This is a genomic window from Oleiphilus sp. HI0117, assembly GCF_001635235.1.
Genome location: NZ_LWGA01000586.1, coordinates 1 through 22,180, shown reverse-complemented (window position 1 = coordinate 22,180; position 22,180 = coordinate 1). Strand labels below are relative to the sequence as shown.

The window sequence follows — 22,180 nt, the reverse complement described above, 5'->3', positions numbered from 1 at the left end:
GTACAGGTGTTATCGACTGGAATAAAAAAAGAGGGCCGAGGCCCTCTTAGAGTTAGTACTGCTTTATTAGTTATCGTTTTGGGTGTGTCTGGTAGGGAGGCTCAAATTTGTTTTATTGAGCCAATAGAGTTTGAACGATTTCAATACCTGCAGCTTGGTGAGCTTGCGTAGTTGGGTGAATTTCATCATAGAACAAGAAGCCAGTAGCTGTTACGTAACCATCACACTCAGGGTGAAGTGCACCACCTTGAGATAGCATGTAAGCACATGCGTCGTCAGTATTGGTGTAGCCATAGTCTTCAGCGTTGTCGACTTGATCAGTCAAGAAGCTGAATAGGTCGTACTCGATAAAATCGACACCTGTTTGATGCTCAAGACGAGCCAATTTACGATCCAGCTTGCGATTGAACTTAGCTGAAAGCTTAGTAGTAACTCGTACAAGGCGGTTCGCTTTGCGCTCTTGGCGAGTCGTTTGAGTGTTTGCAAGTAAGCCAGCAACAACCAAATCAGTTTCGGGGATCGCGCCGATATCTGGAGCATTAGATACTAGAATGTGCTGAGCACCAGAAGCGATCAATTTTTCGATTTGAGCAATTTCAGATTCAACAGCTGCTTTCAATGAAGCATTAGCTGCCTGACGAATAGCCTGACGCTCTTGAGCTGTAGAAGCGAAAACTGCTCCTGAGCGAATTTCACGTGCTGCACGAATGTCATTGCCACCGATTAATACGATGTATAGCGCGTCTGAAGGAGCAACACCTGCATTGATTTGTAGGAAAGCATTAACCTGGGTAGGTAGGTTGATGTCCGGTGTAGATTCATCACCATCTTCGTCAACTGCTTTTGCACCAGCAATAGCAAAGTTGTTACCAGTATAACCACCCGCTAAGTGTAGCGATGGTGTTAGGGTATGACCTAGTGCTGCTGCAACGAATTCTACCGCTACAGGGCCATTGGTGAAACGTTCACCATAGGTTTGGTCTGGTGCAATGGCATTAAGGTTACCATTATCAGAAAGGCTATCGCCAAATACGTATACATTACTGTAGCCGTTCGCATTAACCGCGAATGCAGCAACAAGTAGTGACGTCAGTGTCACCAACTTCAATTTCAGGCTTTTCATCAATCGACTCCGTTAATTTTCTTAATTTTGTTTTTTTCATGTATGTAAGTGTTTTATATGTTCTTAAAGAACTATTCTTTTTCAGGTTCTTTCTTGTCTGACTTTTTTGGGGGACTCCTCCAAAGCAATGACAAGTAAGTGATTTAAACCATATAAAAAAGAGGATTACGAAGCTGTGGCAAAGAAGGGTAATTTAGGTAACTTAGGTTAAATTCAGAGTTTTCAGTGAGACTTGGTTCAAAACTAATCAAATTTCATCGAGATGAGTTCTTATATTACTTGGAATATTGCAAACAAAACCCATGATAAAACGAGTAAAGACCAGGGTAACCACGTCTGTGCTTTAGGTGGCTGAACATGCTCTTCAAGCTGTTTTTCTTCACTACTGCTTGCCATCTGTTTGGCTTTTTCTGCAGCTTTTAATTGCTTGTCGAGCTCTCGGCTTTTGGCTTTGTGCTGTTTTTTATACTGCTCAATCCCTTTTTGAATACCCTGGGCAATGATTTTTGTTTGTTCTTTCGTTTGGCCTGGGCGTTGGTTCGCTTTTGCCAGCTTATTAGCTTCTTCCAGCGTCCGCTCGCTTCCTTTTGAGTGCCGCTTATCATATTTTGCCATTTTACTTCCTTGGTTCTATTTGGGGGTGAGCTGATGAGGGAATTGATTGCAAGTGATCTAGCCTATGAATAGTTGTCTTCAACACGCCTGGTTAGTTCAGATAGTTCCTGTGTATCTTGTTCATTCAAGTCGCAGTTAGCCAAAACGAAGTTTGCCGTGCGCACTACGGCTCGCCACCTGGGCCTATCAGGGATAGTACGAGCGCTCAGGTACTTGTCAAAGGTTCGAGTTTTAACCGTGGTGCCGTCCACGTATACACGCCAGCAGCGACTTTGCTCTGCCAGGTCAACCTTTGTCTTATTTGTTGAGCGCTCCCAAATATTTAGTGAGTTCCTCAACAGTTCGACAATAAGCTCTTTGCCATCAAATTCGGTTTTATCATCGTGTTCAAGAGCTGGAGGAGAGTCTATATATTGAACTGAGTCTGTATCGCCTATTTGTTCACTGATTTGCTCTCCCGCATGATCAGGATCAATGAGAACATGCCTTAGTGCCCCTTCAATTTCATTGATTTTACGCCGACTTTCGCTCAGCTCATGAGTTAGTGCTGCCAGGGCATTATCAGTCTGTAAAGGCTTACCTTCAACCTGTTCTGGCGACAGTTCTCTTTGGTCGATAACCAAGGCTAAATAAGGTTGACCGGACTCGTTAACGTATTTGATGGAAGCGTGCCATACAGCCTGCTCGCCGGGTTCACTCATCAAGTCTATTGAGTAGGCCGAATCGGGCTTTTCGACTAACGCTTTCTCCAGTTGAGAGAGTAGCTCTGGCAAAACGAAGTCGCTAATGGGGCGCCCTAGTAGGCTGGACTCGGATGATTCACCAAGTTTGTGGCTAAATTCTTGTAGCGCTCTATCATTCGTGTAAGCAATATTGAGTTGCTCGTTGATGACGATAATAAGTTCTTCACTAATATCCAGAACGTTAAGCAACTTCGAATTAAGTTCGGATAACTCTTCTTCCAGGGCTTCTCGTTTAGCGATCTCGTTGCGAAGCTTCTGGTTTTCCTGGTTCGCGATCCAGCACCTTCTTACGCTTAGCTGACTTTCTACGCGGGCGATTAGTTCTTTATTATGATAGGGCTTGATGAGGTAATCATTGGCACCTTGGCTCAGGGCGCTGACAATATCGGATATTTGATGCCGTGCTGTCAGCATGATGATGGGGAGTTCATAGCTGTCGAACTGCTTCCGAACCAGGGTGCAGACTTCAATGCCGCTCATTTTTGGCATCATAAAGTCGAGTAATATCAGGTCAGGTACTTGTTGGTTGAGCCTGGCTAGAGCGCTAATTCCATCCGGGAAGACTTCATATCGATAACCTTGTTGTGACATCAGGCTGGAAACCAGCTCCAGGTTTACGGGTTCATCGTCGACGATAAATATCAGCGGAGTCATTTCTTCGCTACCGCCTTCAAACGATAAATCGGGTAGTTTTGCAGAGGTTTCGCTGGTAGAAACCTGAGTTTCCTTAGTGATAATAGGTGCTTGAGTGGCTGGTAGAGCGGTTTCAGCTAATTGCTTATTGGCTTCCTGATTGCTGACCAAACCAGCGGGTAAGGATAGGGTGACATCTGTGCCTTGATTGGCCTGGCTTTTAATCGTTAGGGAACCGCCGTGCAATTCAACAAGCTGTTTACTGATGGCTAGGCCGAGCCCGGTTCCGCTTGCTGAAGGGTGACCTTCAACATGGACTTGCTCGAAGGGACGAAACAGGCTGTGTAGTTTCTCTTCAGGGATACCGACACCTGTATCAGAGATCTTAATTAATACTTCTTCTCCTACCTGGTAAGCGCTTAGTGTGATTTTGCCTTGTTCGGTATATTTGACGGCATTGCCTAGTATATTGATCAATATTTGCTGCACGCGAAACTCATCTGCATTTAAGTTTCTAACCTTAGGTGAAATCTCTGCTTTTAACTCAATAGGCTTCTTATCCAGAAGAGGTTTCATGGTGGTAAGTACTAACTCTGATATAGACTGAAGATCTATGGGAGCGATATTCAGTTTTAGCTTTCCATGTTTGATACTCGAAAAATCAAGAATGTCGTTCACCAGGATATTCAAGCGCTGCGAGGTGTTAGAGATAAGCTCAATCTTGTTTTTTTGGTCTGGACTTAAGCTCTGCTGATCACTTTCGATTAATACTTTTGCTAGCCCCGAGATACCTTGTAAAGGCGTTCGTAGTTCGTGAGAGGTAGTGGCCAAAAACTCATCTTTGAAGGCATCCATTTCGATAAGTTCTTTATTTCGACTTTTTAGTTGCTTCGACATCGCCTCTACTAAGTCTAGGTTCTTCAGATAGTTCCGTTGAAGGGCGATGGACTGGGAGATAACAAAAGCCAGTACGCCAAAATGTGCGACATTAAAAGGTGTGCCGAAAATACCATTGGCTTTGAGTACATCATGAATAACGGTAAGCGCCAAAATAAGTAAACTGGCGCCAAAAGCTTTAACCCGTTTTCCACCTGCTTGAACAACTTTTAAGTACATAGCCATTGCAAAGGTGACGCTAATTAATACCAGTACCTGAAATGCCACATTCAACTCGGTGTATATTCGGTTCTCGAATGCCAGGCAGATAAAGACAAAGGGGGTGATTAGCACCCATGAGACTCTCATGGTAAAGGCCGGGATATATTTCCGGTATAAGGCGCTAAAGAAGCCCATAAAGAAAGGAAGCGTCAGGTAAAAACTTAAATGCTCAAGGCGTTGGAGGCTTGCCCAGCTGAACCAGTCAAATAAGTGCAGAACCCGCTCATCAATCATTAAGCGCCTGAAGCCCACAGCCAAGCACAATAGACCAAAGTATAGAGCGCTAACCTCTTTTGAGCGGAAGGCGAATAATGAAAAATTATACAGGCCGATTGCAATTAGAATTGAGCCAAAGAAGACTGCCGATATGATCGGACGATACTCCATATTGAAACGGCCGGCCTCGCCCGTCATGCGTAGACTAAACCATATGCCGCCCTCGCGATAATGGTGATTAGACAGATGAATCACGATATCTAGTTCGCTAGCATGATTGGTGAGTTTGATTACTCTGGGTCTAAACTCAGGCGTTTCAGTGCTCTGATAATAACCGGGCTTACCGTTTTGGGCGCTAAGATTGCCGTTGATGTAAAGCTTGTAGGCGCTTGGCATGTCAGGAATATAGAGATAGATAGGCTCCAAATTCTGTGGCACCAGAACTTTTGCATGATACGTTGCAAGACCCAGAGGAGGATAGATTACCTGCTGTTCTTGAATGTGCTCACCCTTCATTGTGTCAACGCGTTGATTCTCGACAAAGCGATAGGGGTTTTTATTCCAAACACCGGGAACGGGAAATTTAATGGGGCTTTCTTCTGTCTTGTAGATGTCCTGAGGTGGAATGAAGCGGTTCCAGTAAGTATTCCAATAGCCGTCAAGGCTAAAAGATTGTTTGCTAGACCAATCTTTGTCTCGCAGGTCGATAACAAGGAGTTTATTCGTGCTTGCTTGAGCCGTATTACTTTCGGCCTGCAATGCAGAAGATACACCGGCTAAAAATAGGAAAAAAATGAGAAAGAGTGTATTTAAGCACGAGAGCTTAAGCATGTCTGACAGCCACTTATATTTTTATTATTGATCAATCATAAGGTTTATTGGCCGCTATGTCAGTGCACTCGTCTGCTTTATTGGTATTTTCTCGGTTTTTAATAAGGGCCTTAATTTCGCCAGAAAGCAGGGGTAAACAATATCAATAAAGTGAAGATCTCTAGGCGGCCCATTAGCATGGCAAAGCATAGAACCCACTTAGCGGTATCGGGAATGTCGCCGTAGTGTTGTGCGACATCACCTAAGCCTGGGCCTAAATTGTTAATACTGGCACCGACAGCTGACCAGGCAGTGACTTGGTCCAAGCCCGTTGCCAGTAACATTAAGAGCAAAATAACGAAGACGAACAAGTAAACCGAAAAGAAGCCCCAAACAGCTTCAATCACACGGTCGGGAACCGGCTTTTTGCCAAGTTTTACTGGAATAATGGCGTTGGGATGAATTAGACGTTGGATTTCTCTCAAGCCTTGCTTGTAGATGAGTAAGATTCGAATCGCCTTCATGCCACCGCCGGTTGAGCCTGCACAGCCGCCAACAAAGGCAACAACGAATAAGAGGAAGGGCAGTACGAATGGCCAGGCTGTGAAGTCTGCTGTAGCAAAGCCAGTGGTTGTTGCGATGGAAACAACTTCAAAGGCGCCTCGAATCATAGAGTCAGAGAAGCTATAAGTATCGGTGAAGTAAAGCGTTGCGATCGTAATAATGGTTACGATCAACATGAGCGATGCGTAAAAGCGGAACTCGGGGTCCATAAAGTACGTTCGCCAGCTATTGCTTCGCCATGCAGTGAAATGCAGCGCGAAATTAACCCCGGCGATAAACATAAAGAAGATGGCGATTAGTTCAATTACGCTATTATCGAAATAGCCAATACTGGCATCATGGGTTGAATAGCCGCCGATGGCGATGGTCGAAAAACTATGGCCTATGGCGTCAAACAGGGTCATTCCAGCGGCCCAGTAAGATAGCGCGCAAGCGACTGTTAGCCCGAGGTATATATACCAAAGAGCTTTGGCGGTTTCGGTGATTCGAGGCGTTAATTTACTGTCTTTTACCGGGCCGGGAGTCTCTGCTCGGTATAGCTGCATACCACCAATGCCTAGCATTGGAAGAATGGCGACAGCCAGTACGATCAAGCCCATGCCGCCAAGCCATTGCAATTGTTGTCGGTACCACAAGATAGATTTGGGCAGGTCATCTATCCCGGTAATGACGGTCGCGCCAGTGGTGGTTAGCCCCGATAGGGACTCAAAGTAAGCATCAACGAAGCGTAAATCAGGGGAGTCAGATAAATATAAGGGCACTGAACCACTCAGGCTGAGCACCAGCCAGAAGAGAACCGTTACGATAAAACCATCTCGTACACGAAGCTCCTTTTTATGGTTTCGAACAGGCAGCCAGATGATTAGCCCTAAGCCTAGCGTAATAACAAAAGCATCGAGGAAGGCATGGAGCTGATTATCGTTATAGATGAGCGAAACAATGATCGGCGGGAGCATGGTCAGGCTAAAAATCATCAGCAGGATGCCTAGAATTCGGCTGACTGTAGACAAATGCATCCGGTTGTATCTCCCAAAAAACTACTAAAACAGGGTTAGAAAAAAGCGAGTCCGACTTGGAACAGCTTCTCGACTTCGCGAACTCTTTTCTTATCGACCAGGAAGAGGATAACGTGATCGTCTTGCTCGATGCGGATATGGTCGTGAGCGATTAATACTTCCTGGTGACGGACAATTGCGCCGATGGTGGTACCGGTTGGTAAAGGTATCTCATCGACTCGTTTACCGACAACCTTTGAGGAGCGCTCGTCGCCATGTGCTACGGCTTCGATCGCCTCAGCTGCTCCTCGTCGTAAGGCGTGAACATTAACGACATCTCCTTTTCGGATATGGGTTAGCAGGCTGCCAATGGTGGTTTGTTGAGGCGATATGGCAATGTCGATTTCACCGCCTTGGATCAGATCGACATAATCAGGGTTGCTGATCAAGGCCATCACCTTGCGAGCACCAATGCGCTTGGCAAGCATCGAGGCCATGATGTTTGCTTCATCATCATTGGTCACGGCGATGAAAACATCAGTATCTTCGATGTTCTCTTCCAATAGCATGTCTTTATTGGCGGCATTACCATGCAGAACAATGGCCTTTTCGAGTTGCTCGGAAAGTGCCACGCAACGCTCGTGATGGTTTTCAATGATTTTTACTTGATAACGACGTTCCAGGTACTTGGCTAAGCGAAAACCAATGTTACCGCCACCAGCGATAATAATTCGCTTGTACTTATTTTCCAAAGGCTGCAGTTCGCTCATTACCGCGCGAATATGGTCGGTCGCGGCAATAAAGAAAACCTCATCATCTTCTTCAATCACCGTGTTACCAGAAGGAATGATTGGTTGGCCTTTTCTGAAAATTGCTGCCACTCGGGTGTCGATAGTGGGCATGTGCTGTCGGATCAAGGATAAGGCATGACCGACCAAGGGGCCGCCCTGGCATGCTCTGATGGCAACGAGTCTGGCCTTACCGTTTGCCAGGTCTAGTGCTTGTAAAGCGCCAGGATATTCCAATAAGCGGGTAATATGTTTGGTAACAACCTGCTCGGGGCTGATGAGTACATCAATGGGAAAGGCTTTGTTAGAAAACAGCTCTTTCTTGGCTAAATAAGGTGTCGCTCTGACCCGGCAGATTTTGGTGGGTGTCTGAAATAGTGTATAAGCAACCTGACAGGCGGCCATATTAACTTCATCACTATTTGCAACTGCAATCAGCATGTCTGCATCTTCTGCGCCCGCCTGGGCAAGAATGTTAGGGTGAGCACCCTGGCCGTGAATTGTGCGTATGTCTAAATGATCCTGAAGCTCACGCAGTCGAGCGCCATTGTGATCAATGACGGTGATGTCGTTTTCTTCATTTGCGAGGTTTTCAGCAAGCGTTCCGCCTACTTGCCCTGCACCGATAATGATAATTTTCATAAGGTTGATCTACGCACCGGTTTATTCAGTCATTTGACCCGTGGGCTATAATATACCGACAAAATTTAGGGTCAATCGCCAATTCAGTAAAATGACTCTTTTCATCCCCTAAACACGGTTAATCTGATAAATCTTGCTTCTTATTCGGGTATTTCGCTTCCGCGTTTTTTTAAACGGGCGTAGAAAAAACCATCATGACCGTTTTCTTGAGGGAATAATTGACGACCAAACCCGGTATCTTGCCCCCAGGGTGCATCGATCTTGAATAATTCGGCCTGATCTTGCTGTCTTAAGAATCGCTCGATAATTCGGCTATTCTCTTGTGGGAAGATAGAGCAGGTTGCGTATACCAATATCCCGCCTGGTTTGAGTGTTTTCCACAAGCTTGTAAGTAGCTGAAGTTGAAGTTCAGCCAATGCTTTTATATCACCTTCTTTGCGCAATAGTTTGATGTCAGGGTGGCGTCGAATGACTGCGCTGGCGCTGCATGGTGCATCGAGCAGGATTCGGTCAAAATGCTTACCGTCCCACCACTGCTCAAGCTCTTCGGCGCGTGATACCTTAAGTTCTGCCTGTAAATTTAGTCGTTTAAGGTTTTCATCGATCTTTGCGGCTCGACTTGCTTCAGAGTCTAGCGCCGTCAGGTGAATACCTGTTTGGGATTCCAGGATCGCACAGGTTTTTCCGCCTGGTGCGGCACAGGCATCGAGTACCTTATGGCCTTCTTCTAGTTCCAGTAAGTCACAACATAGTTGGGCTGCTTCATCCTGAACGCTTGCTGCGCCCTCGCGAAACTTGGGTAAAGCGGCTACGGGAACCGGTTTGAGCAACTGGATGCCGAAAGAACTGAAGGCGCAAGTTTGCGCTTCAATTTCCTGTTCCGTTAGTAAATCCAGGTAGTGTTGTCTTGGTTCGTCACTTTCAGCGAACTGTCGATTAACTCTCAGTGTCATCGGAGGGCGTGCATTTCCCTGGCGAAGAATATCTTGCCACTTTTCTGGCCAGTTATGTTTAACCTTTTCTTTAATCCACTCAGGGTAGCTGGCATTAATGATTTCGTTTGTTGCTTCACCTGCTTCGATCGCTGGCAGGGCGGATATTTTTCGAAGCACTGCATTGATCAAAGGCTTAAAGTGCTCTATTCCCAGCTCGGCAGCGGCTTGCACAGTTTCATTAATTGCAGCGTGGGCGGGTGTGCGCATGAATAGGAGTTGGTAAGCCCCTACTTTTAGAATGCTTTCAACCAGTTTATCTTCGTGCTGGAGCGGTGTTTCCAAAAACTGATTATGGTTATTTGCCAAATACTCGTACCAGCGACAGGCTCCATAGACAATTTCCTGAAGAAGGGCGCCGTCTTTATCTGCCACCTGTTCAGCAGCGATGGGCATGAGTGCAGTCAGTGACTTTTGTTCATAAGCGACACTGTGTAAAAGATGGCTGGCAAGCGCTCTGACGCTGCTTAAGCTTTCTATTGCAGGTAGCTTAGGAAGTCGGATATTTTGCTTGGAGCGTCTAGCTCGTGATTGGCGACGACTGCGTCCGCCAGACCTAGTTGTCATGATTGACATTCAGCTGCTCTCCCGCATTTAATAGCGCTTTACCGCCGTTCACGAAAGATTGAACGTCCATGGCTTTTGCCCCCGGAAGTTGGAGTTGCTGAATGCTGATAGCGCCTTGGCCACACTGGATAATGATGCCGTTTTTGGTTTTTTCCAGAATAGTACCGGCTACTCGGTCATCGTTTGTTTCGACTTCTGATGCTTCAAAGATACGGACACGCTGAACTTTCCCTTTTGCATCAAGAAACTCCAGAAACGATACCGGCCAAGGGTTGAACGCTCGGATATTGCGACAGATCTGTTGGGCGCTATCTTGCCAGTTAATGCAAGCTTCTTGTTTACTCAGTTTATGTGCGTAATTCGCCAGTTCGTTATCTTGAGGTTCAGCCGCTAATGTTTCACGCTGTTCGAGATATTGCAAAATCGCGCTGGCTCCTTGTTCAGCGAGCCGGTCATGAAGGCTACCGCCAGTATCCTGGTCAGTGATATCGGTTTTGAGTTTGAGTAGCATGTCGCCGGTATCTAAGCCTACGTCCATTTGCATGATGGTAATGCCCGTTTCACGGTCACCCTCCTGAATTGCACGCTGAATCGGCGCAGCGCCACGCCAGCGTGGAAGTAAAGACGCGTGGATATTGATACAGCCGAAAGTGGGCATGTCCAACACTGCTTTAGGTAGGAGCAGGCCATAAGCCGCTACAATCATTAGGTCTGCCTTGAGCGCTGCTAGTTCCGTCTGGGCCTCGGGGTTTGTCAGCTTTTCAGGTTGGAATACTGGAATGCCATGCGCTTCAGCTACCTGTTTTACCTCGCTTTTTACGAGCTTCTTGCCACGCCCTGCCGGACGGTCTGGCTGAGTGTAGACGGCGATGACCTCATGGTTTTGGTCAATAATGGCTTGGAGGCTTTTGGCTGCAAACTCCGGTGTACCGGCAAAGATAATCTTCAAACTGAAATCACTTTTTTAAATTGGGTAAATAAAAATCGCACAGATATGATAAAAGGCGTTTTAAGCGCGTTCCTGACTGCGATGAATCTTCTCTAGTTTCTTTTTGATACGATTACGTTTTAAACCGCTTAAATAGTCAACAAAGAGTTTACCGTTTAAGTGATCCATTTCGTGTTGGATGCAAACGGCTAGTAGCCCCTCTGCTTCTAGGCTAAACTCTTTGCCTTGTCGGTCTAGCGCTTCGATCAGCACATGTTCGATTCGGCTAATATCTTCATAAAAGCCAGGAACGGACAGGCAGCCTTCTTGCATTTTTTCTAGCTCACCCTCTAAAACAGTGACTTTAGGGTTAATAAATACCAGTGGTTCGCTCTTATCTTCTGACAGGTCCATCACTATTAATTGGAGGTGGCGATCTATCTGTGTTGCTGCCAGACCAATGCCGGGAGCATCATACATGGTCTCAAACATGTCATCGATAAGGGTTTGCAGATTGTCATCAAACTCTTCGACCGGTTTGGCCAGAGTACGAAGGCGAGGGTCTGGATATTCTAAAATTTCTAAAATCGACATGTGGATCCTGTTATGGCTGGTTTATTAGCGCTGTACTAGTATTAAATTGTGGTGCGTGTCACGATATCACTGCTACTATTATCTTATAGAAAAGGAAATTAGTACAAATTGTTAAATCTTGATCTATAGTTTTCTAGATACCGTGCCTTTTTTTCGCACACTTATATCTTAGACATAAATTTATTATGTAGGCAGCACATGATCCGAAAGTTACTCATCTCCGTAATATTGACAAGCCTGGCGCTGGTTCAATCCGTCTTGGCATCCCCTGAATTGGCTGACAACCACCCGGATCGTTACGTTGTCGTAAAGGGTGATACCTTGTGGGATATCTCAGAGCGCTTTTTGAAGTCGCCTTGGCTATGGCCAGAAATCTGGCATGCGAACCCTCAGGTCTCGAATCCTCACCTTATCTATCCTGGTGATATTATTGGTCTGATATATATTAATGGCCAACCGCGACTTACTACCTTGAAGGCAGGCCCTCAAAATGGCGTGGTTAAGCTCAGTCCTCAAATTAAGGCAACGCCAATTTCTGCTGCGATTCCGACGATTCCACTTGATGCAATAGCCAGTTTCTTGTCTCAGAACCGAATTGTTGAAAAAGAAGAGATGGAAATGGCGCCTTACGTGCTTATCGGTCGTGAGAATCACCTGATCACCGGGACTGGTGATACGGTCTTCGCTCGAGGTGACGTTAAGGGTGCTGAGAAAGTAGCCGTATATCGTTCTAGCGAGACTTATATTGACCCCGAAACGAATGAATTATTGGGGCTTGAAGCGAAAGCGATTGCCACTGCAGATGTTGATCAAGTAAACAAAGAAGTTGTGACGCTGAATATTCTTCGTAGCAGTGAAGAATTGCGCCAAGGTGACCGCTTGTTGCCGACTGAAGATAGAATGATTAACTCTAATTTTGTGCCAAGTAAGCCAGAGCATGATATTCGAGGCAAGATGATTTCTGTGGCTTCAGGTGTTGGTAATATTGGTCAGTATAATGTTGTTGTTATCAACCGCGGCGAGCGTGATGGTATTAAGGAAGGTAATGTACTCGCAGTATACAAGAGAGGCGGCTTGGTTCGTGATCCTTACACCAAAGAAAAGATTGAGTTACCTTCACAGCGTGCAGGTTTGTTAATGGTGTTTAGAGTCTTTGAGAAATTGAGCTACGGCTTGGTTTTGAAAGCAACACGCCCACTTGCTGTGATGGACGAGGTTCGTACGCCTTGATTTGAACCTGAGCCTTGAATTAGCGAGGCTGTAAAGATTAAAGTAAACTGAAGGCAGCTTAAGGATTAAGCTGCCTTTTTTGTTGGGCGATTGCTTGGCAAAGTATACCTAGGCCCGGAATAGGGCATTCTGCTAATAAATCGATTAAGGATGATCGTATGGCTATTTCTTCAAGTTGCGAATACATCGCACAACTTTCTGCAGTCAAAGGCTTGGGCCTGAAGACTTTTTATCACCTTTATTCTCACTTTGGGAGCGTTGACGCGCTTACGAAAGCTGACTACGAGGCTTTATGCTCAAGCGGTCTTAAACCAGTGATGGCACGAGCCCTGGTCAACATTAATGAAGCTGCATTATCCCAGGCGCTTCCACGTTCGACCGAGACGTTGATGGAGTGGTCGGAACCTGCGCGACAGCATATATTAAGTATTGAGGATGCAGGCTATCCGTCTTTATTAAAGGAAGTATTTTGTCCGCCGCCTATGATCTATCTGAAAGGCTGTCTGGAGTCTTTATTGTTGCCTGCCTTAGCCGTTGTGGGTAGCAGAAAACCAAGTATGGCCGGGAAACAGCATGCCTATTCTTTTGCCTATGAGTTGAGCCTTCAGGGCCAGAATGTCGTTAGTGGTTTGGCTTTGGGGGTTGATACTTTGGCCCATCGAGGAGCCTTGGAAGCAAGTGGCATTACCTGTGCGGTTTTGGGGACGGGCTTAGATCTTGTTTACCCAAGGCAAAATCAAAAACTAGCAGAGCAAATTATGGATCGAGGAGTGCTGGTGTCGGAAATGGCTTTAGGGTCTCTGCCTGTGCCTGCAAATTTTCCGCGACGAAATCGTTTGATTTCGGGGCTTTCTCAGGGTTCATTGATTGTTGAAGCTGGCCTGAAAAGCGGATCATTAATCACTGCGAATTATGCGATAGAACAGAATCGGGAGGTATATGTCATTCCAGGGCCTATTGATAGTGAAGTGGCTGCCGGATGCAACGATCTGATTAAACAGGGAGCGCAGCTGGTGACATGTGTCGAGGATATTCTAGCTTTTCCTTGTCGGGACTCTTGTATGACGGTAGCGTCTTCCGCCAATAACTCAAAGCGTGAGAGTCCGATTGGGCGCAGTACAAGCGCTATAGTGGGCAAGGCTGAGGGTCATGCAGCTGAAACTCAGTTGTCACATGAACTTTTGCCCGATGAAGGAAAGCTATTACCTCTGATTGATTTTCAGTGTACCTCCTTTGACGTTCTAGCTAGCGAGAGCCAACTGGAAGCTGGCGTGCTATTGCAAAACCTGGTGAGCTTGGAGCTAAAAGGTTTAATTTCTAATGTGCCAGGTGGCTATCAGCGTGTGAAATCAGTAAACTCAGCCCAATAATTATGGTCACTTGTCTAAAGTGCTTTTTGAAGTGTAAATAGCGTCGATAGGAAGAGAGGTTTGGGTGTCGCTAAGTCGTTTATCTGAATGGCAGGTTCAGTTTGCTGCTAATATTCTCAAGGGTGGTGGAGTGATTGCACATCCGACCGAGGCGGTTTGGGGCTTGGCTTGTCATCCAGACAACAAGCAAGCCGTTTATAAGATCCTGGACTTGAAAACCAGACCCGTTGAAAAAGGCTTGATCTTGGTTTCAGGAGAGGCTTGTTATTTTGACGTTTTACTTAAGGATTTGCCCGAGGCACTTCAGCGTAAGTTTCTAGCGCCGGTTACGAGGCCGACTACTTGGTTGGTGCCAGATGAAGCCAACAGAGTGCCTTCATATATCAAGGGGCGGTTTTCAAGCGTTGCCTTGCGTCTTAGTACGCACCCTTTAATTGTTGAGCTTAGTCGACGAGTCGGAGCACCTCTGGTGTCTACTTCGGCTAATCCTTCTGGCAAGCATCCGGCAATGAACCTACGTGAAGCACGAGACTACTTTAGGGGGAGAGTTGATTATCTTCTGCCTGGCCGCCTTGGCGGCTTCGATAAACCTTCAGAAATTAGAGACCTGGTAAGCGGAGAGTCGCTACGGGTCTAGCGTTGGATAAACTCAGCGCATACAGAATAAATATTAGGAGTGAGTGCATGTTAGAACAGGTCAAAGCTTATTTGCTCGGTTTGCAAGATAGTATTTGTGAAGGGCTGGAGCAAAGTGATGGTCAGGCGCGCTTTGTAGAGGATGCCTGGGAGCGCCCTCAAGGTGGCGGTGGTCGAACTCGAGTGATTAAAGATGGGGCTGTTTTCGAGAAAGGGGGTGTTAACTTCTCTCATGTTTACGGGGACTCATTGCCGCCTTCGGCAACTAGTGCCAGACCTGAGTTGGCAGGTCGTCGCTTTCAGGCGATGGGTGTGTCTTTGGTTATGCACCCTCATAACCCCTATGTACCGACCTCTCATGCCAATGTTCGCTTCTTTATTGCGGAAAAGGACGGTGCTGAACCCATTTGGTGGTTCGGTGGTGGTTATGATTTAACGCCTTACTATGGTTTTGTAGAAGATTGCCAGCAATGGCATCAAGTTGCAGCGGAAGCTTGTGCGCCTTTTGGTGAAGAGGTTTACCCTAAGTATAAAAAGTGGTGCGATGAGTACTTTTACCTGAAACATCGGGACGAAGCGCGCGGAGTTGGCGGCTTATTCTTTGATGACTTGAATGAATGGGGCTTCGAAAAGAGCTTCGAATTTATGCAGGCCGTGGGCAATTCCTATGTGAAGGCGTATCGCCCGATCATCGAACGGCGCAAAGATAGCGAGTATGGCGAAAGGGAGCGACAGTTCCAATTGCATCGTCGTGGCCGTTATGTTGAGTTTAATCTAGTATTTGATCGCGGTACGCTATTTGGCCTCCAGTCTGGAGGGCGCACTGAGTCGATACTTATGTCGATGCCTCCGCTGGTCAGTTGGGATTACAACTATCAGACTAAAGCAGGTTCAAGAGAAGCTGAACTGACCGAGCGCTTTTTGCCGCATCAGGACTGGATCTGATAGTCTTCAGGGAGTAAGGAAAAATACATGTCAGATAAATATGCCGTTGTTGGGAACCCCGTTTCTCATAGTAAGTCTCCATTGATTCATAGCATGTTTGCTACGCAGACGAAGCAGGCACTTACTTACGATAAAATTGAAGCGCCAGTCGATGATTTTACATCAGTGGTCAAAGGCTTTTTTGCTCAGACAGAAGGAAAAGGCCTTAACGTTACCGTGCCTTTCAAAGAGCAAGCTTGGGACATGTGTGACAAGCGTAGCCTTGGTGCTGAAAAGGCTGGTGCTGTAAATACTTTGTACCTTGATGAGCAAGGCTTGCTTTGCGGTGACAATACAGATGGTTTGGGTTTAGTGTCCGACATTCAGGGGCATGGAATTAGCCTAAGTGGAAAAAAAATACTGATTTTAGGGGCAGGTGGTGCTGTAAGAGGCGTATTGCAGCCTATACTTGAAGAAAAGCCAAGCAAGGTTGTGGTGGCCAATAGAACCGTTAGTAAAGCGGATGCTTTGGTAGACTTGTTTCAAGATCAGGGGAGTATTGAAAGTTCGAGCTTTGAAGCCTTGAACGAAGCTTTTGACTTGGTGATTAATGGTACCTCGGCCAGTTTATCGGGTTCCTTGCCACCAATTTCGAAATCGATTATCGGTGCTGCGACGGTTGCCTACGACATGATGTACGGCTCAGAGCAGACTGTCTTTAATCGGTGGGCTGAAGAGGCAGGGGCATCCCAGACAATTGATGGTCTCGGGATGTTGGTCGGGCAGGCGGCAGAAGCTTTTCGTGTTTGGCGAGGCATTTTGCCCGAAACCTCTGAGGTCATGGCTAGGATTAGGGAAGAAAGCTGAGCGCTTGCTATAAAGTAAGGCTTGCAAGTGGCCGATAGGTAATAAGAATAAAACGGCCTGAATATTGCTTATTCAGCGTGACTACAATGAATTGTCAACAATGCGGCCAAATCTTGGCACATAGGTTTTGATTTTATGGATTTAGCGACCCTCATAGGTCTGATTTTTGGCTTTGTCATCGTCATTGGCGCGATTTTAATTGAATCCAGCATTATGGATTTCGTTAACGTGCCGGGGCTCGTTATTGTTGTCGTGGGTACGATAGCCATAACCCTGGTTAAATATCGCCTGACGTCAGTGGCCACTTCTTTCAAACTTGCCTTTTCAACTGTTTTTCTTGAACGTACTGAAAACCCGGTTATGTTGATTGAGAAGGTTCGGGAACTTTCGGGTATTGTTCGAAAAGAAGGGATTCTTGGCTTAGAAAATGCTGAAATTGAAGATGAGTTTTTGGCAAAGGGGATAGCCTTGTGTATAGATGGCCACCCTTCCGAGTTTATCGAAGAGCTATTGATTCAAGAGCTAGAACAGTCTATTGAGCGATATGATACTGCCGAAAAGGTCTTTCGTGGTGTGGCAGAAACAGCGCCAGGGCTAGGTATGTTGGGCACCTTGGTCGGCCTGGTTCAGATGTTGAATAATATGGCGGACCCCAGTTCAGTTGGCCCAGCGATGGCGGTGGCATTGTTGACCACCTTCTACGGTGCCTTTATCGCGCAAGTGGTGGCGATTCCCTTGGCTGATAAATTAAACCTAAAAGCAATGGATGAGCATCGTAATATGTCATTGGTTATTACCAGTGTTCAAAATATTCTGAAAGGTCAGAACCCTCGCGTTATTACCGAAGTCCTGGTTAGCTATTTACCGCCTGCCCAGCGTGAAATTGTTAAGGCAGAAGGGTAAGTACGATGAGGGCGATTCCTAGGCCAAAACCTAAGGCAAGTGGTTCGTCCGGCTGGATTGTCACCTTTGCGGACTTAATGTCTTTGCTGCTGACTTTTTTTATTCTGCTACTCAGCTTTTCCAAGATGGATCTTCAGAAATATGAAGTGATGGCGATAGCTATGGCTTCATCATTTGGCATCGAGGCTTTGACCGGTGAAAATAAGGCGGGAGGCGCAATTATTTTTGCTGAAGCGCCCGCTATTCCCCCACCACCCGCGACGACAGACGAGCAGTCTGAATTGGAGAAAGAGTTCGAAGACTTTGGCGACTCCGATATAGAGATGTTGGAAGAGCCTGAAGAGAAAGAGAGCGAGGCGGCACAAATAGACCCGAGTATCGATAAGCTCACAGAGAGTTTGGTTGATAGTCTGGAATCTGAAATCCTTTCTAATGCTTTATCTGTAAGTTATGACTCCAACAAAGTGGTTGTGCGTTTCTCTGAGGCGACTACTTTTCCATCAGGGAGTGAAGAGCTAAAAGATGCAATGTTCCCGATTCTTGAAAAAATAGAAGAAGTACTTGCTACTTGCGAGGGTGAAATAACGGTCTCGGGTTATACCGATAATTTGCCGGTTAACTCGGCGCGCTATCGTTCAAATTGGGATTTGTCTGCAGCACGGGCTGTGAGTGTCGTCCATCAACTTATTTTTAATAATAAAGTAGATGCTAACCGCGTTAGTGCAGCGGGCAGAGCAGAAACAAATCCTTTGGCACCTAATGACACCGCAGAGAACCGGGCCAAGAATCGACGGGTCGAAATAAGCGTGTTTGACCCGGTTTGTGAGGAGTCTGACTGGGACTTCTAAAATGTATCTTTCTTGGAAGGCACTAGCTCGCTATAATGGCGGCCTTTTAGTCTGTAACAAATATTTAGAAGGTGTCGTAGCGTGAGTGGACCAAGTCAACCGAAAGTCGAAGATGAGCAGTGGAGTGATGAGCGAATTCAGGGGTTTTTATCTTTAAAGCCTTTGGATGGTAGCGATCCGGATTATCACGTACTAATTCAAGCCTACCAACATATGACTCCTGATTTCTTTCAGCGTTTTATTGCAATGTTTGCTGAATCTGGCAGGAATATTAATGCTTTATCTCTAAGCGGTGAGACAATATTTGATCGCGTGTCGGAGCATGCTAAGTCTCAAGCATACAGTGATGTATTGAAATCAAATGCTGCGCTGAAGTCTAGCGAGCTATAAGCTTCTGATTCCTGATATAAGGCTGATGGCTCTATGAATGACGATATTGCCTTTCGCTTTGGCGGTATTGCTCGCCTGTATGGTTTGCCAACGCTAGAGCGTTTTCAGCATAGTCATATTGCCGTGATTGGTATTGGCGGTGTCGGTTCCTGGGCCGCCGAAGCCTTAGCTCGATCGGGTATTGGTGAAGTTACCCTATTTGATCTGGATGATATTTGCGTTTCGAATATCAACAGGCAAATCCATGCATTGCAAGACACGGTTGGGGCGATGAAGGTGGAGGCTATGGCTGCTCGAATGCAGCAGATTAATCCGCAGATCAAAGTACATGCAAACCACACCTTTATTACGCCTGCAAATGTAGAAACTTTGCTGCACAAAGGCTTTGACTATGTCTTTGATGCGACCGATAGTGTCAAAGCAAAGACTGCCATTATTGCTCATTGTTCGCGACATAAGATTAAGTTGATCTGCTCGGGAGGCGCCGGTGGCCAAGTTGATCCGAGTCAGATTCAAATTGCTGACTTAAATCGTACTATCCAGGACCCATTGCTTGCCAAGATACGCAATAATCTTCGTCGCATGCATGGCTTTTCCCGAAACCCCAAACGCAAATATCGGATTGACTGTGTATATTCGACTGAGCAATTAGTTTACGCACACAGTGATGGCGCAGTATGTCACGAAAAGCCAGCCGAAGGCGGTCCGGTAAAACTGGATTGTGCCTCGGGCTTTGGTGCGGCAACTCACATAACGGCAACATTCGCCTTTATGGCGGTATCTCAAATTCTAAAGAAACTCGCAATCCTGGCAGAATGATCTTTAATTGTAAGACGTCCCTTAAAAGGGTGTTGTAACGAGTTAAAGTGCTTCCCCATAGATGTATGTTGCGGGTGGGCCGATTTCAAAGAAAAGAATCCGTTTCTATGGTTGAGCTGCAGCTTATTTTACTGGCGAGTATTGGTGTTATTTCCCTTATTTGTCAATGGATTGCCTGGCGTTTACGTTTGCCGGCAATTTTATTTCTCTTACTTGCAGGAATTCTTATCGGGCCTGGTTTAGGTATTCTGGAGCCGGATGCCTTGTTTGGTGAAATGCTATTCCCGATTGTATCGCTGGCCGTTGCCGTGATTCTGTTTGAGGGTAGCCTTACTCTTAAATTTCAGGAGCTACGTGAACACGGCAAGATGGTTCGCAACCTTCTAATGTCTGGTGTAGTTGTTACTTGGTCTATCGGAACCATTGCCAGCCGTTATCTAGTTGACCTGTCTTGGCCGGTCGCAACCTTATTTGGTGCAATTGTGGTGGTTAGTGGGCCTACGGTGATCATGCCGTTATTACGATCGGTTCGACCCAATGCCCGAATTACCAATATTCTTAAGTGGGAAGGAATCGTAGTCGATCCGATAGGAGCGCTACTGGCTGTTTTGGTATTTGAATTTATTGTATCCAGCGGTATGAGCAAAAGCCTGGCCTTTGAGCATGTCTTGCAGACTTTTGGTTCGACCTTGGTGTTGGGGGTGGTCTTAGGCTGCTCTTCAGGTTATTACTTGGGGAGAGCATTAAGAAGTCATTGGTTACCCCAGTTCTTGCAAAATGCCGGAACACTGACGTTTATGTTGGGTATCTTCGCATTTTCTAACTTTTTGGTTCACGAGTCGGGTCTTTTGACAGTGACCATTATGGGGATCTGGCTGGCGAACATGAAAGGTGTGCCGGTTGAAGATATTCTCGAATTCAAAGAGTCGCTCAGTGTTCTTCTGATCTCGGCACTATTTATATTGCTTGCGGCAAGAATGGATCTGAGTATGGCTACTGCTTTGGGCTGGAATGCTCTGTGGGTAATTCTCATACTAATGCTGGTGGCCAGGCCTCTTTCGGTTTGGTTAGCCGCGGTCAAAACAGACTTGAGCTGGCAGGAGAAAACCTTTTTAGGCTGGGTTGCGCCAAGAGGCATTGTCGCTGCGGCGGTGTCAGCGTTATTTGCTTTTAAACTGGAGCAAGCAGGGCATGCCGATGCGGGTGCCTTAGTTCCGATGGTGTTTTTGGTTATCGTTGTTACTGTCATTATCCAAAGTATTACCTCAAGCCCTTTGGCGGGCTTGTTAAAGGTTAAAGAGCCGGATGATAATGGCTTTCTATTTATTGGTGCGAACGCCGTGGCGAGAAATTTGGCAAAGGCTATGATCGGCAAAGGTGTCACCGTTATTCTGACAGATACCAGTTGGGAAAATGTCAGGGCAGCGCGAATGGACAATCTGCCAGTCTATTATGGTAACCCCGTTTCAGAGCATGCTGAAAATAACCTGGATTTAACCGGGGTTGGTCATATGTTGGCTATCTCGCCCTATAAACAGTTGAATACTTTATCGACCTATCATTATCTGGACTTAATGGGTGTTGGGAGTGTTCTTGGTTTGCCTGAAGGTGATCAGGATGTGCGCGCTAGTCATCAATCGTCTGAAAAATATGTGCGAACACGAAATCAGTTTGACGAGGGAGCGACCTTTGCAAAGTTAGCGAGCTTGGTAAGTAAAGGCGCGACAATTAGAACGACGCAGCTCTCTGAAGAGTTTACCTATGAGGACTATTTACAGCTCCATGGTAATCGGCTGACGCTATTGTTTGCGATTCGTCCAGATAAGCAGGTTGTGCCTTTAGGCAGAACAGATGCAAAGCCTTCAGTTGGATGGGAAATGATTAGTTTAATACAGCCTGAGCCAAACCCTGAAGGGCTGGCTCAGTCTAGTAGTTCATGATCTAGTTGTCACCGTGGTGAGGATGGTCAATACGGTTGATCAGTGCGCGAGCAAAGTCTTGACGAGTAATAATGCCAACAAGCTTGCCGCCGTCCATAACCGGTAGTCGTCGTCGGCCAGAAGTGAAGAACTCTGCGCAGACAATGATATCATCTTCTTGTTCAACCATGTCTAGCTCGGTCGTCATGTGATCGGCGACTCGATCACCTACTGATTGGTAGTAGCCGTCATTTAGAGCTTCTTTCAAACAATCCAATTCTGAAAGAATACCAACCAGCTTCCCTTCATTATCTATTACCGGTGCGCCCGAACGGCCTTTTTTTACCAGAGTTCTTAAAGCCGTAATAACGCTGTCTTCAGGTTTGAAGGATAAAACATTTGGGCTCATATAATCTTTTATTTTTACGGAATGCACGTCACTTGCTCCTTATTCTGTACAGACTGGGTCATGGCATGAAGCCGATTTAGACACCGTTGTAAGATACACTATGGAGGATATCTGGGGAAAATCAAGCAAGCGGGTGCTTCATTAGGGTGAGTTTTCGTCCTTGTCGAAGATAGCGACGAAGAGATTCAGCGATATAAGGAGGAGCCTGTTCTATATTCTGAAGCTGAAAGCCAATTTGAGCATAAAAGTCTTTAAGCCACTCAAAAGGAAAGCACCAGCACTCGCGATTTGTCAGGTGTGGTTTTAGTTCGGTAAGTAGCCTGCTTCCTATGCCTTGCCGCTGCTCGGATGGAACCACGACCATGCTGCGTAGAATCAGATATTGATCGCTCTTGACCAGGCGAACAGCCGCAACGATTTTATTGTTTGAGTTGTTATTTCTAAGGATGTAAACCTCGTCTTCTTTACCGACGTGGGAATGGTAGTTCGCTTGTTTA

Annotated in this window: 20 protein-coding genes; 10 read left to right on the top strand and 10 right to left on the bottom strand. The window is 46.2% G+C overall.

Features of this window, described 5'->3' with window-relative positions:
• Window positions 1–112: 112 nt before the first annotated feature.
• The 8 genes from A3757_RS06540 to def form a co-directional block, all read right to left on the bottom strand.
• Window positions 113–1,123 carry an SGNH/GDSL hydrolase family protein gene (locus tag A3757_RS06540; RefSeq protein WP_068553884.1) on the bottom strand — a complete coding sequence of 337 codons (1,011 nt, stop codon included), beginning with the start codon at window positions 1,121–1,123 and terminating at the stop codon, window positions 113–115.
• Window positions 1,124–1,393: 270 nt separating this feature from the next.
• Window positions 1,394–1,738, bottom strand: a complete 345-nt coding sequence (locus A3757_RS06535; protein ID WP_068512841.1) for a DUF2956 domain-containing protein — start codon at window positions 1,736–1,738, stop codon at window positions 1,394–1,396.
• 62 nt (window positions 1,739–1,800) lie between these two features.
• A complete protein-coding gene (locus A3757_RS06530) occupies window positions 1,801–5,319 on the bottom strand; it encodes a response regulator (RefSeq protein ID WP_068553882.1) in 3,519 nt (1,172 codons plus the stop codon).
• A 110-nt stretch (window positions 5,320–5,429) separates the two neighbouring features.
• Window positions 5,430–6,878: a TrkH family potassium uptake protein gene (locus A3757_RS06525; RefSeq protein ID WP_068512836.1), complete on the bottom strand. Its 1,449-nt coding sequence runs from the start codon at window positions 6,876–6,878 to the stop codon at window positions 5,430–5,432.
• A 35-nt stretch (window positions 6,879–6,913) separates the two neighbouring features.
• Window positions 6,914–8,287: a Trk system potassium transporter TrkA gene (trkA, locus tag A3757_RS06520; protein WP_068512833.1), complete on the bottom strand. Its 1,374-nt coding sequence runs from the start codon at window positions 8,285–8,287 to the stop codon at window positions 6,914–6,916.
• 140 nt (window positions 8,288–8,427) lie between these two features.
• On the bottom strand, window positions 8,428–9,855 hold the full coding sequence (gene rsmB, locus A3757_RS06515; RefSeq protein ID WP_231872320.1) for a 16S rRNA (cytosine(967)-C(5))-methyltransferase RsmB: 1,428 nt from the start codon (window positions 9,853–9,855) through the stop codon (window positions 8,428–8,430).
• Window positions 9,836–10,795: a methionyl-tRNA formyltransferase gene (gene fmt / locus A3757_RS06510; protein WP_068512830.1), complete on the bottom strand. Its 960-nt coding sequence runs from the start codon at window positions 10,793–10,795 to the stop codon at window positions 9,836–9,838. The genes rsmB and fmt overlap by 20 nt, the downstream gene beginning before the upstream one ends.
• Window positions 10,796–10,855: 60 nt before the next feature.
• A complete protein-coding gene (def, locus tag A3757_RS06505; protein WP_068508982.1) occupies window positions 10,856–11,368 on the bottom strand; it encodes a peptide deformylase in 513 nt (170 codons plus the stop codon).
• A 198-nt stretch (window positions 11,369–11,566) separates the two neighbouring features.
• On the opposite strand from def, the gene A3757_RS06500 reads away from it, so the two are divergent.
• From A3757_RS06500 to A3757_RS06455, 10 genes are all read left to right on the top strand, one after another.
• Window positions 11,567–12,598, top strand: a complete 1,032-nt coding sequence (locus A3757_RS06500) for a LysM peptidoglycan-binding domain-containing protein (RefSeq protein WP_231872321.1) — start codon at window positions 11,567–11,569, stop codon at window positions 12,596–12,598.
• Between the two features lie 158 nt (window positions 12,599–12,756).
• The gene (gene dprA, locus A3757_RS06495; protein ID WP_068512827.1) at window positions 12,757–13,968 is read left to right on the top strand and encodes a DNA-processing protein DprA; all 1,212 of its coding nucleotides are present in this window, start codon (window positions 12,757–12,759) and stop codon (window positions 13,966–13,968) included.
• Window positions 13,969–14,032: 64 nt separating this feature from the next.
• Complete coding sequence (locus tag A3757_RS06490; RefSeq protein WP_068512824.1) at window positions 14,033–14,605, top strand: L-threonylcarbamoyladenylate synthase; 573 nt, start codon at window positions 14,033–14,035, stop codon at window positions 14,603–14,605.
• A gap of 47 nt (window positions 14,606–14,652) precedes the next feature.
• Window positions 14,653–15,549: an oxygen-dependent coproporphyrinogen oxidase gene (gene hemF / locus A3757_RS06485; protein WP_068512821.1), complete on the top strand. Its 897-nt coding sequence runs from the start codon at window positions 14,653–14,655 to the stop codon at window positions 15,547–15,549.
• A gap of 27 nt (window positions 15,550–15,576) precedes the next feature.
• On the top strand, window positions 15,577–16,395 hold the full coding sequence (aroE, locus tag A3757_RS06480; RefSeq protein ID WP_068512817.1) for a shikimate dehydrogenase: 819 nt from the start codon (window positions 15,577–15,579) through the stop codon (window positions 16,393–16,395).
• A gap of 135 nt (window positions 16,396–16,530) precedes the next feature.
• Window positions 16,531–17,298, top strand: a complete 768-nt coding sequence (locus tag A3757_RS06475) for a MotA/TolQ/ExbB proton channel family protein (RefSeq protein ID WP_068553652.1) — start codon at window positions 16,531–16,533, stop codon at window positions 17,296–17,298.
• 5 nt (window positions 17,299–17,303) lie between these two features.
• Complete coding sequence (locus tag A3757_RS06470) at window positions 17,304–18,146, top strand: OmpA family protein (protein WP_068512812.1); 843 nt, start codon at window positions 17,304–17,306, stop codon at window positions 18,144–18,146.
• 81 nt (window positions 18,147–18,227) lie between these two features.
• Window positions 18,228–18,536 carry a PA4642 family protein gene (locus A3757_RS06465; RefSeq protein ID WP_068510133.1) on the top strand — a complete coding sequence of 103 codons (309 nt, stop codon included), beginning with the start codon at window positions 18,228–18,230 and terminating at the stop codon, window positions 18,534–18,536.
• Between the two features lie 33 nt (window positions 18,537–18,569).
• Window positions 18,570–19,355, top strand: a complete 786-nt coding sequence (gene tcdA / locus A3757_RS06460) for a tRNA cyclic N6-threonylcarbamoyladenosine(37) synthase TcdA (protein WP_068512811.1) — start codon at window positions 18,570–18,572, stop codon at window positions 19,353–19,355.
• Between the two features lie 107 nt (window positions 19,356–19,462).
• Complete coding sequence (locus A3757_RS06455; protein WP_068512807.1) at window positions 19,463–21,295, top strand: sodium:proton antiporter; 1,833 nt, start codon at window positions 19,463–19,465, stop codon at window positions 21,293–21,295.
• Window position 21,296: 1 nt separating this feature from the next.
• Here A3757_RS06455 and A3757_RS06450 read toward each other — a convergent pair whose 3' ends face one another.
• Both A3757_RS06450 and A3757_RS06445 read right to left on the bottom strand, forming a co-directional pair.
• Complete coding sequence (locus tag A3757_RS06450) at window positions 21,297–21,710, bottom strand: CBS domain-containing protein (RefSeq protein ID WP_082870359.1); 414 nt, start codon at window positions 21,708–21,710, stop codon at window positions 21,297–21,299.
• Window positions 21,711–21,804: 94 nt separating this feature from the next.
• Window positions 21,805–22,180 (bottom strand): GNAT family N-acetyltransferase (locus A3757_RS06445; protein ID WP_068739328.1); only part of this gene is annotated, 376 nt, incomplete at its 5' end.

Coding starts and splice junctions, on each gene's coding strand:
- A3757_RS06540 (WP_068553884.1), bottom strand. CDS start 1,123: ATGAAAAGCCTGAAATTGAAGTTGGTGACACTGACGTCACTACTTGTT.
- A3757_RS06535 (WP_068512841.1), bottom strand. CDS start 1,738: ATGGCAAAATATGATAAGCGGCACTCAAAAGGAAGCGAGCGGACGCTG.
- A3757_RS06530 (WP_068553882.1), bottom strand. CDS start 5,319: ATGCTTAAGCTCTCGTGCTTAAATACACTCTTTCTCATTTTTTTCCTA.
- A3757_RS06525 (WP_068512836.1), bottom strand. CDS start 6,878: ATGCATTTGTCTACAGTCAGCCGAATTCTAGGCATCCTGCTGATGATT.
- trkA (WP_068512833.1), bottom strand. CDS start 8,287: ATGAAAATTATCATTATCGGTGCAGGGCAAGTAGGCGGAACGCTTGCT.
- rsmB (WP_231872320.1), bottom strand. CDS start 9,855: ATGTCAATCATGACAACTAGGTCTGGCGGACGCAGTCGTCGCCAATCA.
- def (WP_068508982.1), bottom strand. CDS start 11,368: ATGTCGATTTTAGAAATTTTAGAATATCCAGACCCTCGCCTTCGTACT.
- A3757_RS06500 (WP_231872321.1), top strand. CDS start 11,567: ATGATCCGAAAGTTACTCATCTCCGTAATATTGACAAGCCTGGCGCTG.
- dprA (WP_068512827.1), top strand. CDS start 12,757: ATGGCTATTTCTTCAAGTTGCGAATACATCGCACAACTTTCTGCAGTC.
- hemF (WP_068512821.1), top strand. CDS start 14,653: ATGTTAGAACAGGTCAAAGCTTATTTGCTCGGTTTGCAAGATAGTATT.
- aroE (WP_068512817.1), top strand. CDS start 15,577: ATGTCAGATAAATATGCCGTTGTTGGGAACCCCGTTTCTCATAGTAAG.
- A3757_RS06475 (WP_068553652.1), top strand. CDS start 16,531: ATGGATTTAGCGACCCTCATAGGTCTGATTTTTGGCTTTGTCATCGTC.
- A3757_RS06470 (WP_068512812.1), top strand. CDS start 17,304: ATGAGGGCGATTCCTAGGCCAAAACCTAAGGCAAGTGGTTCGTCCGGC.
- tcdA (WP_068512811.1), top strand. CDS start 18,570: ATGAATGACGATATTGCCTTTCGCTTTGGCGGTATTGCTCGCCTGTAT.
- A3757_RS06455 (WP_068512807.1), top strand. CDS start 19,463: ATGGTTGAGCTGCAGCTTATTTTACTGGCGAGTATTGGTGTTATTTCC.